Genomic DNA, 14932 nt, shown 5'->3' with positions numbered 1-14932 from the left:
TTATATTTTTTTCAAATGTAAAATTAATGAACATATGTTCAAAATAAATTAATAATTTCGTCTTAAAATATAATGAAATGAATACAGCAAATGGTGAAACAAGGCAGAGTAAAGCAATTTTTCCTAATACATGGAATGCAAATGAAACATTGTTTGGTGGAGAAGCTTTAAAATGGATGGATGAGGTTGCTTATATTACTGCCACACGTTACACCAGGCAAAAAATGTTTACGGTAAAAATTGAAGAGATACAGTTTAAGAAGCCTGCATACAAGGTTTCTTTTGTGGAAGTGATTGGTAAAGTTGTGGAAGTCAGTGCCGTTAAATTAAAGGTACTGGTAGAAATGTTTGTTGAAGACATGTACTCTGACGAATCAGGAATAAAGGCGGTGGAAGGTATTTTTGTGTTTGCAGCTTTAGGTGAAAACAGAAGGCCACAGAGGGTTAGGATAAAGGAATAGCTCGAAAAAAGGGCTATTCATGATAATTAAAACCCAATACAAGAATGTAAACTATAAATACCACGGGTAGATTAAAAGCCTGCTACAGTTATCATTGAAAAATCCTGCTGGAAAACTCCCTGTGTGCAGCTACAGCTCTATTCTTATCCGGCAGACGCAACAGGACAGTAATGTTTGACTCCACAGACAGAGTTTTTAAAGGCATGAATGTTACTGATTAGTTTTGCGCTTTTTTAAGCTGAGATGGTACGCACAAAGCGGTACAAAAAACCTCCTGCTGATGTATCAGTTATAAAAATTAAAATCCGGCGCTATTCGGTGTGTGAGCAATGACGGCCTAACCACCTTCCAAAGGCGTGCCTTATGCCGCACAAACTGTAGGCAAATTCGCTGCAGGCCTCGAAGGACGTGTTTGATGCGGACAATTCCGGGGTTCACTGTGCGCAATCCTGGAGAATAGAAATGCGTCATATGTCTGGCTTGGCGCCTGGGAGGAAATCTATTTGAAGGCAAATATCTTTATAGTGTTTAAAAGTATATACAGGTCGTTCTTCCATTTATTAGCGTAAAGGATAATTTTTGGAATTATGCCAAACTATGCTAAATTTGATTGTCGATGCGATGCTGTAGAAAGTGCTGCTACTTAATTATCTTCTGCTTAACCTAATTAAAATGTAAAATATTATGGCGTTCAAGATCAATATGTTTTGGGGCATGGTCATTTTAGCCGTGTTACTTTCCTGTAAAAAGGAGAATGACAGTTCCGATTTAATATTCTCTGATGGCTGTAGCTTTTCAGCTTCTCAAGTGGAAGTTGTTAACCACTTAAACGGGTTGCTTAGGTATACAGATAATATTAAAAATGTTTCTTTATCAGGATACAAGTTTGTCATCGAGTCTTCCGGTCATTTGCCTATGGTAGTTTGTAACATGCCTGCTACTTTCCAGATGACGGAAGGAAAAGCCAGAAACGTAAAATTCGGTGGCCGTATTCTAATAATTTCAGACCAAGCTGATGCGGTAAATACCAACATTGAATTGAACTATTTAAAGTTCCAGTAATCTTTTGCTAAACCATAAAATAACCACTCACAATCATGGAAAGAAAAACTTTCTCTTAGTGGAAGTCATGCCAATAAATAAATTTATACATTAAAAAGTTTTCTAATGCAGGTTTATTAAGATATATTTGAATATCGTGTAGAATTAATAATATTGTAAACTATTCTTGGTATGACAAAATATTTATTTTTTGCCTGCGTATTTTTTGTTTTAGCATGTACTGGAATTCATGAGGAAAATTCACAAAATGCCAGGCAGTACATGGCAATCATTGAAAAGAGAAGCCGGCCGGTACTATCAGCCAACTATACTTCAACAGAAAATGATACAATTATTATATCGGCTGCAAATGATGAAAGTGCCTATTATGAAGCATACAAAACATATACTGCAAATCTTAATGCAGTGCTTAAGGCTGCCGATACAATTTACAATAAATCTAAAAACTTAACTAAAGTTAGAAAATTTGCTTTAGGAGCTGGAATACCGGTAGATTTTAAGCTTCAAGATAATTCCGGACAACTTGTTGTCATCCGCCAGACGCAACAGGACAGTATAAAAGAGCAACTAAATACTCTTGCAATGTTTGACTCCACAGACAGAGTTTTTAAAGAAATAGAAAAACTTAAATACAAATATAAAACCACAACAAAATCACCTACTAAGACAATAATAACCCAAGCATTAGTAAGTAAAACTCTATCAAATAAGTCAGCCAAAAAAACATCTTCAAAGACTTCAATTGCAAAAACCTACAAAGCACAAACAAGTTACCGGAAAAGTAATAGTTCAGGATATTGTGGGGCTCCAACCAAAAAAGGCGGAGCGTGTAGGAGACGTGTGATCGGGGGAGGCTATTGCTGGCAGCATGGCGGTTGATGGTAACAAGCAAAGGCAATATATAAAAAAGCCCCGCAAAATGGCAGGGCAATTATTTTTATTCGTAAAAAACATCTTCTAAAACCACATCACTTCTTCACAGAAAATTTATAATAAGAAATGGTGTGATAGGTATCTCCCGGCTTTAATACGGTTGAAGGGAATGAAGGTTGGTTGGGAGAATCAGGAAAATGTTGTGTCTCTAAAGCAAAAGATGTACGCAGATCATCTTTGTAGCCGCCCAACATTACATTCTTACTCTGCATAAAGTTACCGCTGTAAAATTGTATGCCGGGTTCCTGTGTATACACATCCATTGTAATGCCTGACTTGTCGCCTGTTACAGTGGCTGCATGCGTTAATCCATAGGCTCCTTTTGTACCGTTGAGTACAAAATTGTGGTCGTAACCTTTACCGTTTTTCAGCTGTTCATGTTCATCATTTATTCTGGCACCAATTGTGGTGGGCTTTAAGAAATCGAATGGTGTATTTGAAACAGATGCTAATTTGCCGGTTGGTATCAAGGTGGAATCAACGGGTGTATATTCATTGGCATACAACTGCAGCGTATGTTGCAATATATCGCCCGAACCTACACCATTTAAATTAAAGAAAGCATGATTGGTAAGATTTACTACTGTGTTCTTATTTGTTTGCGCTTTGTATTCCATTTTTACCGCATTGTCTGCGGTAAGGCTATATACCACTTTTACTTTCAGCTCGCCAGGATATCCTTCTTCCATATCAGGGCTGGTATAACTAAGTTCTAAGGTACTGTCGTTTGGCTGAACGGCATCCCATACAACTGCCTGGAATCCTTTTTTACCGCCATGCAACGTGTTGGGACCGTTATTTAAGAACAGCGAATACTCTTTGCCATCGAGTGTAAATTTGCCTTTGGCAATTCTATTGCCGTATCTTCCAATTGTAGCGCCGAAATACGGCTCTGCGGAGTTTACATAGGCATCTACACTTTCCATACCGAGATTTACATCTACAAATTTTCCGTTTTTATCCGGAACCAGCAACCTTACAAAACGTCCGCCGTAGTTAGTAATATCCAAACGCATCCCGTTATTATTTTTGAGCGTGTAAAGATGTGTTTGCTTTCCGTCAATGGTTGTGGAAAATTTGGCTGTATCAACAGAAACAGTATCATTGTTTTCATTGTTTTTTTGCGCTTCGTTTCCCGCGCAAGATACAGTGCCTGCAAAGACAGCAGAGCAAAACATGATTTTTAACAGATGTTGCATATGTGTGATTTTGATTTTGATTTTAAATATACATGATATCACAGTTATTATAAACAGATGACCATTTTATTTTTCCAACAATACTACAGGCCATCCGTTTCTATAAATAATTTTGCTCAGGTAAAAATGCCTGCCATAGCTTTTGTTATTAAAAGCCGATTGCGGGATTGCATGATATGCTATCCATTTTCTGCCGGCTTTGTCTTTGATCACAGAATTATGCCCGGGAGCAATTATGTTGGCATTCTTCTCTAAAACAACACTTTTACCGGTTTTATAATATTCTCCCAGTGTTGTATACGGCCCTGTAAGCTTTTTAGCCCTTGCCACAAGGACTGCATAACGGGCATCTTTTCCACAACAATTATCCCCAGAATAATATAAATAATAATATCCCTTGTGATAGTCTATCCATGCGCCTTCCAGTAAATTCGTATACTCTTTTTCTCTGCCGGGAAAAATCAATGGCGTTGGTGATGAGCCTTTCTGAAACGCAGTCCAGCTTTTGTTCATCTCCTGGATTTTCAATGGTTGAAAATCAGATCCCCAGACCAGATAATTTTTTCCAAAACGGTCTGTGATCGCGAAAGGGTCTATTTCTCTGAAACCTGGCCCGGCTAAAAGAGGCGTTCCTTTATCAACAAAAGGCCCTTGCGGCTTATCTGAAAAAGCTATACCGAGCGCTTTTCCTTCTTCTTCAGCAACTGTTTCTGCAGAATAAAATAAAACATATTTTTTTAAATACGAATCATACAAAACATGCGGCGCCCAGAAATCTTTGTATCCCCAAGAAGGCTTTTGCGGCAACGCATCTCCAATAATTTTCCAGGCTTTCAAATCATCGGAAACTGCTACCTGTATATTTACAGGCTTGCCGTTATAACTGCTATTTGTTGCATAAGCATAATATTTGCCATCAGCAATAATGACTGTAGGATCAGGAAAATCACTTTTGATAACAGCATCTGACTGGGCAAAAGTGTATTGAGAAAAAATAAGGAACAAAACCGTAAAGAAATATCTGTACATATATTTTATGTTGAAGGTGACTGAAGCTGAACGCCTGGCCTTATTGGCTTACCGAAATTCGGCGTACCGTCCCTGTTCCAGTTAAATCTTTGTGCGCGCGGAGAACGATGTCCGCCACAACCCTGGCCCGGCTTATCGTTGGCGTGGTACAGTATCCAGTCTTCCCTGCCATCCGGGGACTTAAAAAAAGAATTGTGCCCCGGTGCGTGCACACCATTTTCAGGAGATTTTACAAACAAAGGTTTCGGGTGTTTTTTCCAACTTGCAGGATCAAGCAGATCTGCGTTGGCATCTGCGGTGAGCAAACCCAAAGAATAATCATCTGTCCAGCAACCGTTGGCCGAATAAACTATATGCAATTTATTTTTATAAGGCAGGAATTGCGGGCCTTCATTGACATACACATAAGCGTCTCCAAGCCTGCCATTTCTTTCCCAGGGCAAGTCCGGGCTGCTGATCTTTACACGTTCTCCGCTGATAGTCCATGGATTTTCCATTTTAGCAATGTAAATATTTTGCATACCGTTCACATCACCTTCCCAACCGGACCAGGCAATATACCAGACTCCTTTGTGCTGAATAAGGTTCCCGTCAATCGCCCATTTATCAGACGCGTCTGCAACTTTCCCTTTCAATATCCACGTGCCCTTCAGCGGGTCGGCTTCACTATTCTGCACTACATACATTCTGTGATTAACGTTGTTGCCGTCATCTGCCGCAAAATACATGTACCATTTGCCATCAATAAAATGTATTTCAGGCGCCCAGATTTGTTTGGAATACATTGTAGACGGAGGCGGTGTCCATACAACTTTCTTTTCAGCAGTTTTTAAGTCTGACAAATTTTTTGCCTTCCAGATGGTAAGGTTTGTGCCGGTGGTATGTGTATAATAATAATACCCATCTTTGTAAATGCTGTAAGGATCTGCGCCGGAAGGCAACAAAGGATTTGTGAAGGTCTTTGTTACACGCTGTGAAGTATGCGGTGCAGTACATGCTGCTAAGCCAAGTAAAAAAAACAAGGCAATCCTAAATCTCATTCTATACTTTATTTTTTTTGATGAATTATTTTTTGTGTCAGGCAGAAACTAATCTGTGGCTCTTAAAAACCTGAATGATTTTTTATCTGCCTTAAGGATTTTCTTACCATGCACATTTCTGAATGCAAGATCGATGATGGCTGTTTTTCTATTGCCGACTTTTTCATTGGATGCATGTGTATGAAACACATATTGCATTTTATTCCGCTCAAACAGTATATCGCCATGGCCGGTTCCGTTAATGCCTACTATTGATTTTGAAATGACAGGATTGCCTTCATACTTTTTCCATGGCCCAACCGGAGATGCGCTCACAGCATAACCTACTGCGTAATCAGGATTGCGAAAATCGTTGGCGCTGTAGACAAGGTAATACAGATTTTCATGTTTAAAAACCGTAGGGCCTTCCGCTACAGGCCATGCCACCTGTTGCGTATTTTCCCATCCGTCTTCTGCTGCTATACATTCACGTAAAGTTTCTTCTTTTATGGAAGAAAGATCAGCATTGAGTTCTGCTACATAGATCCTGTTGCCATTATTGAGCCGCACGTGATAAAGATATATTTTTCCCCCGTCAAAAAAAACAAAAGGATCAATCTGTTTCAACGGAGCAGGCAGCGGTTTATTTTTGTTGGTAAAATTTCCTGTAGGCTTTTGAGCCGAAGCAATAGCAATATTTTCATTGGCCGTGTAAGCCATGTAGTATAAACTATTGTATGAAAATACCTGCGGCGCCCAGAAACCGTGTGTGCCGTATGCTGTACCTTTTCTCAATACGTAGCTTTCTTTCTTCCAATTGAGTTTATCGCGCGAAGTATACACCCGGAACCCGTCAGGCTCTGCAGTACCATAAAGATAATAAATTCCTTTGTCTGCGAATATGGTAGGATCAGCGAGGGAAATAATTGTACCGTTTTGTGGTTGCCGGCTTTTGCAGCTACAAAAAATAAGGCTGATGAGTATAAATTTTAATACTTTTATATTCATCATGATTTGCCGGTCATTTGTTTAATAAAATCAACTTCTTCCTGTTTATAAGGTGTGCCGTCTTTTCTGAAAATATCGTGAAACCACAATGGCGGCTCTGCAGTGTACTGCTTTGTCCAGCTATCCCATGGATAAATAGTTTGAGATTTACCATCAACAAATCCCCAATTGATCATAGCAACTTTGTACTTTTTAGCAACAGGCAGAAATCCCTGGAATGTACTACCGTTGGGCCTTGCCATATATTCGGTACAGAACAGTGGCTTATTGTAACGCATCAACTGTTCTATCCTTTTTTGAAAATCTTGGGGCTTATCGTAATTGTGAAATGATAGTACGTCTGACTCCTCTACCTGCAATTTTTCTATTGGTTTCAATGTACTGTCGCTTTCCCAGTTGCCGGCCCAAAGCCCGGAAGTTAAGGGTTGTGAAGGATTAGCGGATCGTGCCCATTCAAAAGTCTTTTTTAAAAGTGGCAATACCAGGTCTGCTTTATTAGCAATCTCTACTTTTTCGTAAGAGGGCCCGGTCATATTATCAGGCTCATTCCACACGTCCCATACAGCAACCCTGTTGTCATTGGCAAATTTTCCCACAACGGCTTTTACATATCTTTCCAGTTGCGGATATTTTGTAGAATCTTTCAGGATGTTTTGTCCCGGGCTTTGCACCCAACCAGAATTATGCACAAAAGGCTTAGGCGCCCGTTGTTTTCCGGCCACAGGGAAAGGGTCCCAACAAGAATCGAATATGGTGAACATAATCTTTATATTGTGTTTCTGTGCAAGCTGAAGAAATTGATCCATGCGATTAAAAAAACCTGCAGAATCATTCTGGAAAACAAGGTCATGTAAATATACCCGCATCATATTCATGCCGATGCTTTCTGCATATCCCAGTTCTTTGTCAATCGTTGCCGTATCAAAAGTATCGGCCTGCCACATTTCCAGCTGGTTGATCGCAGTGCTGGGCAGGAAGTTAGCGCCTACATACCAGGGTTGAGAAGCATACCACTCATTGGCTTTTTCGCTTGTCCACACCTGCCTCGGAGCTGTAGAGTCTTTTACCTGATCTGTATGTGTTGCAGTATTGCACGAAGCGCTTAATAAAAGCATGAATACCCATAGAAAATGGAAATACGTTTTTTGCATAATCGTTTTTATTTAAATGTGAGGTTTACGAGTTTGCTACCTATAAGGTCTTAAAGAACATATTGAAGTATTACTTCTCTCTTTTAATGCTTCATATGTTTACTTTTAAAGAATCGTGCTTAAAAATGAGGTTTTATAACCGAGGAAGAAGAAGGAAATCCGTCATTTACGGTAGGCCACCCATCTGGGCTCCAATGCACTTTATCTAGCATTAATGCTCTTTGATTTACAGTTCCTATCAAAGCATTTTTTACGTCCATAGCATGATATAGTATCCAGTCTGAACCATCTTTATCTGTTATAAGTTTTGTATTGTGTCCAGGTCCAGCAAAAGAAGTATTCCTCTGTAAAACTAAAGATCCATTACCTGCATGAATAATATCATTCCCATTTTTGTCAAGATATGGCCCGATAAGCTGTTTAGCCCTTGCTACTCTTATTTGATAAGTGCTGTTCGCACCATTGCAACAATTATTTTTTGATCCAAAAAAATAATAATAATCTCCTCGATTATGGATCACGGTAGCTTCAAAATCACCGGCTGCTATTTTGAACTTTTTTGAAACGTCGGGAACTGATTTTGCATCATCAGAAAGCTGTACACCAAAAGTACCATTTCCTGGTTCATTACTATAACTACCAACAAATAAATATTTCTTTCCGCTTTCTTCAAAATAAAATGGATCTATACAATTCTTTGCGCCCAATTCGTCGGAAAAAAACATTTTTCCCTGATCTTCAAAAGGTCCTTCAGGATTTGACGCTATTGCTAAACCAACACCAGGATTTGGATCTGCCCATACAGAATATGAATAATATAAATGAAACTTACCATTAATAAACTGAATATCAGGCGCCCAAATACCTCCCGCAGCCTTCCAACCCGGTTTCTGAGTAAAAGCATCACCAATATATTTCCAATTAATTAAGTCTTTTGATTTAATGATCGCAACTAAGTGGTTTTTGCCATCCATACTCCAATAATCTTCAGTGCCATATGCATAAAAGTAGTCTGAGTTAGGATCTTTTATAATGGTGGGATCTGCCAGTATTGGTTTAAAGACCGGATTTCGATATTGTAATTCGACCGGATTAGGATTATTGGGAATAGTGTCTTTGGCTTTAGAACTAACGCCCTTGCCACAACTGAGCAGAATAGTAGTTAGTAATAAGATTTGACTTAGATAATACTTCATAATTATTTTATTTTTCCTTTTATCATCCAAATTGCATTATAATCATTAAATGCATTGGTAGCTGTAAGGGCAATAATGGTTTTATTGTCATTTAATATTACGAATGAATTCCACAGTGCTGCTTTGTCGTTGGGAATGCGAAAAGGCGGATCGAGTATCCTGAATTTATTAAATTCTTTATCGAAAGATACCATATAAAAAGTAGACAAGTTCCATTTATGGGTTCTTTTATACGTTGTCTGGAAAGACAAAAAAAATTCTCCGGTATTTAACTGGCGCAGGAAAGGCGCTCCTGCATATACCTCTTTTGAAAAAATATTTCTTAGCAGCTTTTTTCTTTTTTGGCTATGCTCATTTATTATTTCTCCTGTCCAGGGTAAACCTGTCGTGAGTACAGATGGCTTAAATTCACCGCCATCGGAGTTATCCTCAATCGAAAAGATCAACTTACCGCTATTGTCTATGATCGGCACAGGCATGCCGTCTCTTGCGTTTTTTGCAAAGCTTATGATACCCGGCGTGCTGCTCCAGGTATTGCCATTGTCTGATGATTTTAGTACCGATATATTTTGTTCGTTGCTTTCCGTATAAATGGCTTCATTGGAAAAAAACAAATAAAGACTATTATCGGGAAGCTGTACCATTGCCGGCTCCCAGCATCCGTTTTCAAAATGATACCCGCCTTTGTAAAGTATTCTTTCTTCAGACCAGTTTTTGCCTTTATCACTACTTTTTTTTATAGCAATGGAGAATTGTTTGGCCGGATCATATCCATTATTGCTGTTTTGTGCGGGGCGCAAATTATAGGCAATTATTATTTCGCCGTTTTTAAGTGCTATAATTTCCGGTACTGTTGCATTTATATTATCTCTACGCTGGGCAATCAATTGGTCGTTCTGCCAGGTTTCGCCCAGGTCGTTGCTGCTATTCATATACACATTTCCATTGCATTCATATACATACATTAAATCGTTGTTAGACAACTGTATCATGCGCGGATAAGAATAATAACCCTGAGAAAAACTGCTATTCATTAATTGCTTACGGGAGGTTTCCAGCCATTCTATTTCGGGAAGCAAATGGCTGGAATTTTCAACAGGTGATTTCTGGCTAACATACTTACCACATCCAACCGAGACCAGTACCATGTATAGTACATATAAATATTTCATTACAAATTTAATAATTAGGATTTTGCTCTAAATTCGGATTGTTTAAAACTTCTATTTGAGGTATAGGTAGTCTTATATGTTTGTTTATAATAAAATTATCAAAGTCAGGGTCACGCAGCTTTACTTTATCAACACTTGCTTGAGAATTTAAATCTCCCCACCTTTTCAAGTCTGCCCATCGTACACTTTCGCCACAAAGTTCAAGAGCTCTTTCTATTTTTAACCTATCTCTAAAAGCATCTTTATTGTTTGATATTGCAGGGTATGCTTCTGCCAGATTTCTAAGGTTAGACCTATTTCTTACCATGTTTACATATTGGTATGCATCGCCTGTTTGGTTGAGCTCATTAAGTGTTTCGGCATACATAAGCAATATATCCGCATATCTTAAAATTCTATTATTTACTTCAGAATAATAGTCTTCATTATTTCTATAATAATCTCTGGAGTATTTTTTGAACCATGCTTCTTTATCACCCCACTCCCAGTTTCTTCCATAGGTTTTTACGCCAAAATCTTCTAAGGATTCTTTGTAGAATAAAGAGTACTGTAGTCTCGGGTCTATTTTATTGTCTGTAGTTTTTTCTTTTTTAAATTCTTCTACTAGCCAATATCTTGCCTGTCCATCGGACCAACCAATACCACGTGGTGCGAAAAACTGTGCTCGGTTGCTACCCATATTATTATTAACTTCATCGCCATCGCCACCTTTATTAGCGTTTGAAAATTGAATTTCAAAAACAGATTCTTTATTGTTTTCATTATCAGCTCTAAAATTGTCTTTAAAATCTACCAGCCCGTATAAGTTCTTTCCATTACCTGTAAAGAAATAATCTAACGCTGCTTTGGCTTCGCTCCATTTATGCTGTTGCATGAGGCATCTTGCTAACATACCATATACAGCGCCTTTTGTGGGTCTTCCTGTATTGGCCGCATCCCATTGTTCTGGTAAATCTGCAAGAGACTCCCTTAAATCTTTTTCAACTTGTACCCAAACCTCGGCAAGTGTATTTTGGGTATGTTGAACACCGGGATCTGTCGGAACACTTAATACCAAAGGTACATTTTCCCACAAGAGAGCTGCATAATAATAATAGAAAGCTCTCATAAACTTTGCCTGCGCTAAAATTTTTGATTTCAAGCCTGCATCTTTAAATTCTATAGCAGGAACATTCTCTAAAACCTGATTACATCTGAATACAGCCTTATATGTGTCTCTCCATGTCCAATTGTTCCCTTCCCAAAAATTATAATTAATGTAATTAAATCTGGTCCAGTCTGCCAGCTCTACCCAAGGACTATTGCTAAATCCTTCATCAGATGTAAGGTCTAATCTAAAATACATCCATCTGCTCCATCCACCATTCTGATAGAACATGGCATATATGGCATTTACGCCTCTTTTAGCATCGTCTTCGGTTTTCCAAAAATCTTCAACTGTAAGTGCATTTGGATTAGACTGATTCAACACATCTTTATTACAGGAGAGGATTGTAACAATAGAGCAAACCATTATAATATATTTGATTTTCATTGGTATATTTTTATTAGTTTTTCAAAAGAGTATAAGTAATGAGTTGTTTATTTACAGGTCAAATTGAACTCCTACAGAATATAGTTTCAAATTGGGAAAAGCTCCATAATCAAAACCTTTCTCAAAAATGCTTCCGTTGCTAAATTCTGGATCTAAACCTGTATATTTTGTAAATGTGATGATATTTTGGGCGCTTACAGATATTCTGGCATTGCTGAAGCCTACATTTTTCAATAATGTTTGAGGTACAGCATATGACAGACTCAATAGTTTTAATCTAAAGAAGCTTCCATTTTCCAGCCACCTGTCAATATCGCCTCTTGAGTTTAACGTAGATGCATAAATAGCACGGGGTGTAGTAGTGCTTTTGTTTTGCTCTGTCCAAGGCTGTATTCCTTTTCTATAATTGGAGTTATCGTCAAACCTGTCCATTACACTTCTTGGGCCGTTAAATACTGTAGAGCCGAATGAACCGAACCAATCCATTGTAAAATCAAAGTTTTTATATTGGAATCCTGTGTTTAAGCCTAATTCCAGTTTTGGCCAGGGACTACTGGTTATTGTTTTATCTTCGTTAGTTATTTTTCCGTCATCATTATTGTCTTTAAACCTGATATCTCCGGGTTTGGCATTGGGTTGTATAACTATGCCTTTAGAATTTTTATAATTATTTATTTCTTCTGTGGTTTGAAATATACCATCGGTATTCAATACATACCACATGCCTATCGGATTATTTAGTGCCGTAATTGTATTGCCTACGTATAGTTCTTTTCTGCCGTAACCGAGCTCTGTGACTTTATTTCTCAGTGTGGTCAAGTTTAATCCTATATTATATCCCCAATCGTTTTTGGTTTCTCTATAATTACCTGAAAATTCAAAACCTGAGTTTCTCAATGTTAATGCATTGGTTCTTGGATTTCCGCCGTCATTGCCGGTAGTCATGAGTATAGGAGATGCATAAAGCACATCGTAAGTAGTAGCAATAAAGTATTCGCCATTCAATGTAATTTTATTGTTTAATAATGCCATATCAAATCCATAGTTCTGTTGTTTTAATGTTTCCCATTTTAAAACAGGATTTGATAATCTTACCTGAGTGCCTGTTGGCTCTGAATGCTGATCGCTGCCTATGGCAATGGTGGGTAATGTATTGACAAATGCCATATACTCGTATGACCCGATATTAGAACTTCCCAGAGTGCCGTAGCTTGCTCTTATTTTAAAGTCGTTGATGACGGCAGAATTGAAAAATGCCTCATTGCTGACTCTCCATGCAGCAGATACTGATGGATAATATCCCCATTTGTTTTGAAGCGATAGCTTAGAAGAGCCGTCTGCACGAAAAACTACATTTATCAAATATTTATTATTATAGTCGTACTCCAACCTTCCGAAGTAAGACAATAAATCAGATCTGTCTCTCCATCCTCCTAAGGAAGCATCATTTCCCTGATCTAAAACATCGAAATACTTTCCTAGTGATGTAGGAAGATTTCTTTTTTGTCCCCATATTCGTGCATAGGTAGAACGCTGGTAAGATTGACCGCCAATAAGTGTCACATTGTGCTTATCGAATGTATTTTTAAATGTCAATGTGTTTTCTATCAGTTTGTTTTCAGACTCTGCTCTGTTTTCATTAGCTATAGAAGGTTCATAATCCTGATTGAGGGTCCAGTTTCCGGGTTTTCTAAAAAATTTATAATGATCCCGGCTAGTTTCGTAGCCCAAGTTGAGTCTGTAGGTTAGCAACTTGAATAATTTTAACTCTGCCCACAAGTTTCCCTTTAATCTTAAATTTTGATTAGTCCTGTCTATTAAATTTGAAATCGCAACCGGATTAGTACCAAATGTTCTTGCTTTCGATTCATCTCCGTATCCATATCCGCCTGGGTTATTTTCATTGTATACCGGAATGGTAGGCAACAGTCTTACCACATCTAAAATAGGATTTCCTTCCATCTCATCGCTCTTCGCATTGCTTATAGCTATGTTCTCACCAATGCTGAATATACCTTTACTGCCCTGTGAGTTTACTCTTACATTGAAACGGTCAAACGCTGTGCCTATCACTGCACCTTTATTTCCAAAGTACCCTACAGAGGTATAGTAAGACCCATTGGCGCTACCTCCTGAAAAGCTTGTATTTATATCGTTTATTCTGCCTACTCTATATGTTTCTTTCTGCCAATCAGTATTTATATTCATATCAAGATTTTGCCTTGGCTTACCCGCATTGTCATAGGCCATATAGTTAAGTTCGGCAAATTCTTTAGTATCTGCAAGTTTATACCTGGGCATTATCTGAAAGCTGGTATTGGCAGATACACTGATTTTCATTGGCCCTTCTTTTCCTTTTTTGGTTGTAATTATTATAACGCCATTAGCTGCTCTTGAACCATAAATAGCCGCTGCAGATGCATCTTTCAGAATTTGAATAGATGCTATATCATCGGGATTAAAATCTCTGTTAGCAGTTGTAATTAATCCGTCAATAACATATAAAGGATTAGTGCCCGATACATTTTTTAATCCTCTGATTTGTATTTGTGCCTCAGAACCCGGCTGTCCACCGCCTCTAACTTTTATACCCGAAGACAAGCCTTGCAAAGCTTCTGCTATTGTAGTAGCTCTTCTTTTATTTATTTCTTCCGGTTTCACAACAGAAACTGCACCAGTTAGATCTCTTTTTTGTTGTGTTCCGTACCCTACAACTACTACTTCATTTAAATCTAAGGCTTCTTCTTCAGTAAGCTGTATAGCAAGCGATTTACTGTTTGTTAAAGTAACTGTTTGTGTAGCATACCCAATCATTGTAAAAGACAAAGTATTCCCAGACTTTGCAGGTATAGAAAAATTACCGTTATTATCTGTGATAGTTCCTCTACTTGTGCCTACCACTTGTACAGATACTCCAGGAAGCGGTTCTTTTTTTTGATTGGTTACCGTACCTTCATAATTTAAGCTATTAGTATTATTTTGCGCAAAAATTGAAAAAGAACAACAAGTCAAACAAAACGTACCAAAAACTATTTTAATTATCCAACGTTTGGTAGAATTCTTCATAAAATTTATTTTAACTTTTAATTTTTTAATTTAACAATCAAATTTCTATTTTTTAATAAATATTTAATATACATTTTGTCTCATTTATTGATTAATTTGTCT

At 37.9% G+C, this 14932-nt stretch carries 12 protein-coding genes; 3 read left to right on the top strand and 9 right to left on the bottom strand.

Features of this window, described 5'->3' with window-relative positions; all coding sequences use genetic code 11:
- Window positions 1-77: 77 nt before the first annotated feature.
- From OD355_RS04075 to OD355_RS04065, 3 genes are all read left to right on the top strand, one after another.
- The gene (locus OD355_RS04075) at window positions 78-461 is read left to right on the top strand and encodes an acyl-CoA thioesterase (protein WP_263037179.1); all 384 of its coding nucleotides are present in this window, start codon (window positions 78-80) and stop codon (window positions 459-461) included.
- A 684-nt stretch (window positions 462-1145) separates the two neighbouring features.
- Window positions 1146-1523, top strand: a complete 378-nt coding sequence (locus OD355_RS04070; protein WP_263037178.1) for a hypothetical protein — start codon at window positions 1146-1148, stop codon at window positions 1521-1523.
- A gap of 171 nt (window positions 1524-1694) precedes the next feature.
- Window positions 1695-2402, top strand: coding sequence for a hypothetical protein (locus OD355_RS04065; protein WP_263037177.1), 708 nt, complete (start codon window positions 1695-1697; stop codon window positions 2400-2402).
- 89 nt (window positions 2403-2491) lie between these two features.
- Here OD355_RS04065 and OD355_RS04060 read toward each other — a convergent pair whose 3' ends face one another.
- From OD355_RS04060 to OD355_RS04020, 9 genes are all read right to left on the bottom strand, one after another.
- On the bottom strand, window positions 2492-3655 hold the full coding sequence (locus OD355_RS04060; protein WP_263037176.1) for an aldose epimerase family protein: 1164 nt from the start codon (window positions 3653-3655) through the stop codon (window positions 2492-2494).
- 66 nt (window positions 3656-3721) lie between these two features.
- Window positions 3722-4684, bottom strand: coding sequence for a glycoside hydrolase family 43 protein (locus OD355_RS04055; RefSeq protein ID WP_263037175.1), 963 nt, complete (start codon window positions 4682-4684; stop codon window positions 3722-3724).
- Window positions 4685-4689: 5 nt separating this feature from the next.
- A complete protein-coding gene (locus OD355_RS04050; protein ID WP_263037174.1) occupies window positions 4690-5724 on the bottom strand; it encodes a glycoside hydrolase family 43 protein in 1035 nt (344 codons plus the stop codon).
- Window positions 5725-5772: 48 nt separating this feature from the next.
- Complete coding sequence (locus tag OD355_RS04045; protein ID WP_263037173.1) at window positions 5773-6714, bottom strand: glycoside hydrolase family 43 protein; 942 nt, start codon at window positions 6712-6714, stop codon at window positions 5773-5775.
- Window positions 6711-7862 carry a cellulase family glycosylhydrolase gene (locus OD355_RS04040; RefSeq protein ID WP_263037172.1) on the bottom strand — a complete coding sequence of 384 codons (1152 nt, stop codon included), beginning with the start codon at window positions 7860-7862 and terminating at the stop codon, window positions 6711-6713. The genes OD355_RS04045 and OD355_RS04040 overlap by 4 nt, the downstream gene beginning before the upstream one ends.
- A gap of 119 nt (window positions 7863-7981) precedes the next feature.
- Window positions 7982-9058, bottom strand: coding sequence for a family 43 glycosylhydrolase (locus tag OD355_RS04035; protein ID WP_263037171.1), 1077 nt, complete (start codon window positions 9056-9058; stop codon window positions 7982-7984).
- A gap of 2 nt (window positions 9059-9060) precedes the next feature.
- On the bottom strand, window positions 9061-10230 hold the full coding sequence (locus OD355_RS04030) for a sialidase family protein (RefSeq protein WP_263037170.1): 1170 nt from the start codon (window positions 10228-10230) through the stop codon (window positions 9061-9063).
- A gap of 7 nt (window positions 10231-10237) precedes the next feature.
- On the bottom strand, window positions 10238-11764 hold the full coding sequence (locus OD355_RS04025; protein WP_263037169.1) for a RagB/SusD family nutrient uptake outer membrane protein: 1527 nt from the start codon (window positions 11762-11764) through the stop codon (window positions 10238-10240).
- A 51-nt stretch (window positions 11765-11815) separates the two neighbouring features.
- Complete coding sequence (locus OD355_RS04020) at window positions 11816-14830, bottom strand: SusC/RagA family TonB-linked outer membrane protein (RefSeq protein ID WP_382303456.1); 3015 nt, start codon at window positions 14828-14830, stop codon at window positions 11816-11818.
- Between the last annotated feature and the right edge of the window lie 102 nt (window positions 14831-14932).

The sequence above is a fragment of the Haoranjiania flava genome (assembly GCF_025631005.1).
Lineage (GTDB): Bacteria > Bacteroidota > Bacteroidia > Chitinophagales > Chitinophagaceae > Haoranjiania > Haoranjiania flava.
This window is presented reverse-complemented; position numbering and strand designations above follow the sequence as displayed.

Excerpts from the sequence above, each read along its gene's own strand:
- OD355_RS04030 (WP_263037170.1), bottom strand. The coding sequence starts at position 10,230 with ATGAAATATTTATATGTACTATACATGGTACTGGTCTCGGTTGGATGT.
- OD355_RS04060 (WP_263037176.1), bottom strand. The coding sequence starts at position 3,655 with ATGCAACATCTGTTAAAAATCATGTTTTGCTCTGCTGTCTTTGCAGGC.
- OD355_RS04065 (WP_263037177.1), top strand. The coding sequence starts at position 1,695 with ATGACAAAATATTTATTTTTTGCCTGCGTATTTTTTGTTTTAGCATGT.
- OD355_RS04050 (WP_263037174.1), bottom strand. The coding sequence starts at position 5,724 with ATGAGATTTAGGATTGCCTTGTTTTTTTTACTTGGCTTAGCAGCATGT.
- OD355_RS04075 (WP_263037179.1), top strand. The coding sequence starts at position 78 with ATGAATACAGCAAATGGTGAAACAAGGCAGAGTAAAGCAATTTTTCCT.
- OD355_RS04045 (WP_263037173.1), bottom strand. The coding sequence starts at position 6,714 with ATGATGAATATAAAAGTATTAAAATTTATACTCATCAGCCTTATTTTT.
- OD355_RS04040 (WP_263037172.1), bottom strand. The coding sequence starts at position 7,862 with ATGCAAAAAACGTATTTCCATTTTCTATGGGTATTCATGCTTTTATTA.
- OD355_RS04020 (WP_382303456.1), bottom strand. The coding sequence starts at position 14,830 with ATGAAGAATTCTACCAAACGTTGGATAATTAAAATAGTTTTTGGTACG.
- OD355_RS04055 (WP_263037175.1), bottom strand. The coding sequence starts at position 4,684 with ATGTACAGATATTTCTTTACGGTTTTGTTCCTTATTTTTTCTCAATAC.
- OD355_RS04070 (WP_263037178.1), top strand. The coding sequence starts at position 1,146 with ATGGCGTTCAAGATCAATATGTTTTGGGGCATGGTCATTTTAGCCGTG.
- OD355_RS04035 (WP_263037171.1), bottom strand. The coding sequence starts at position 9,058 with ATGAAGTATTATCTAAGTCAAATCTTATTACTAACTACTATTCTGCTC.
- OD355_RS04025 (WP_263037169.1), bottom strand. The coding sequence starts at position 11,764 with ATGAAAATCAAATATATTATAATGGTTTGCTCTATTGTTACAATCCTC.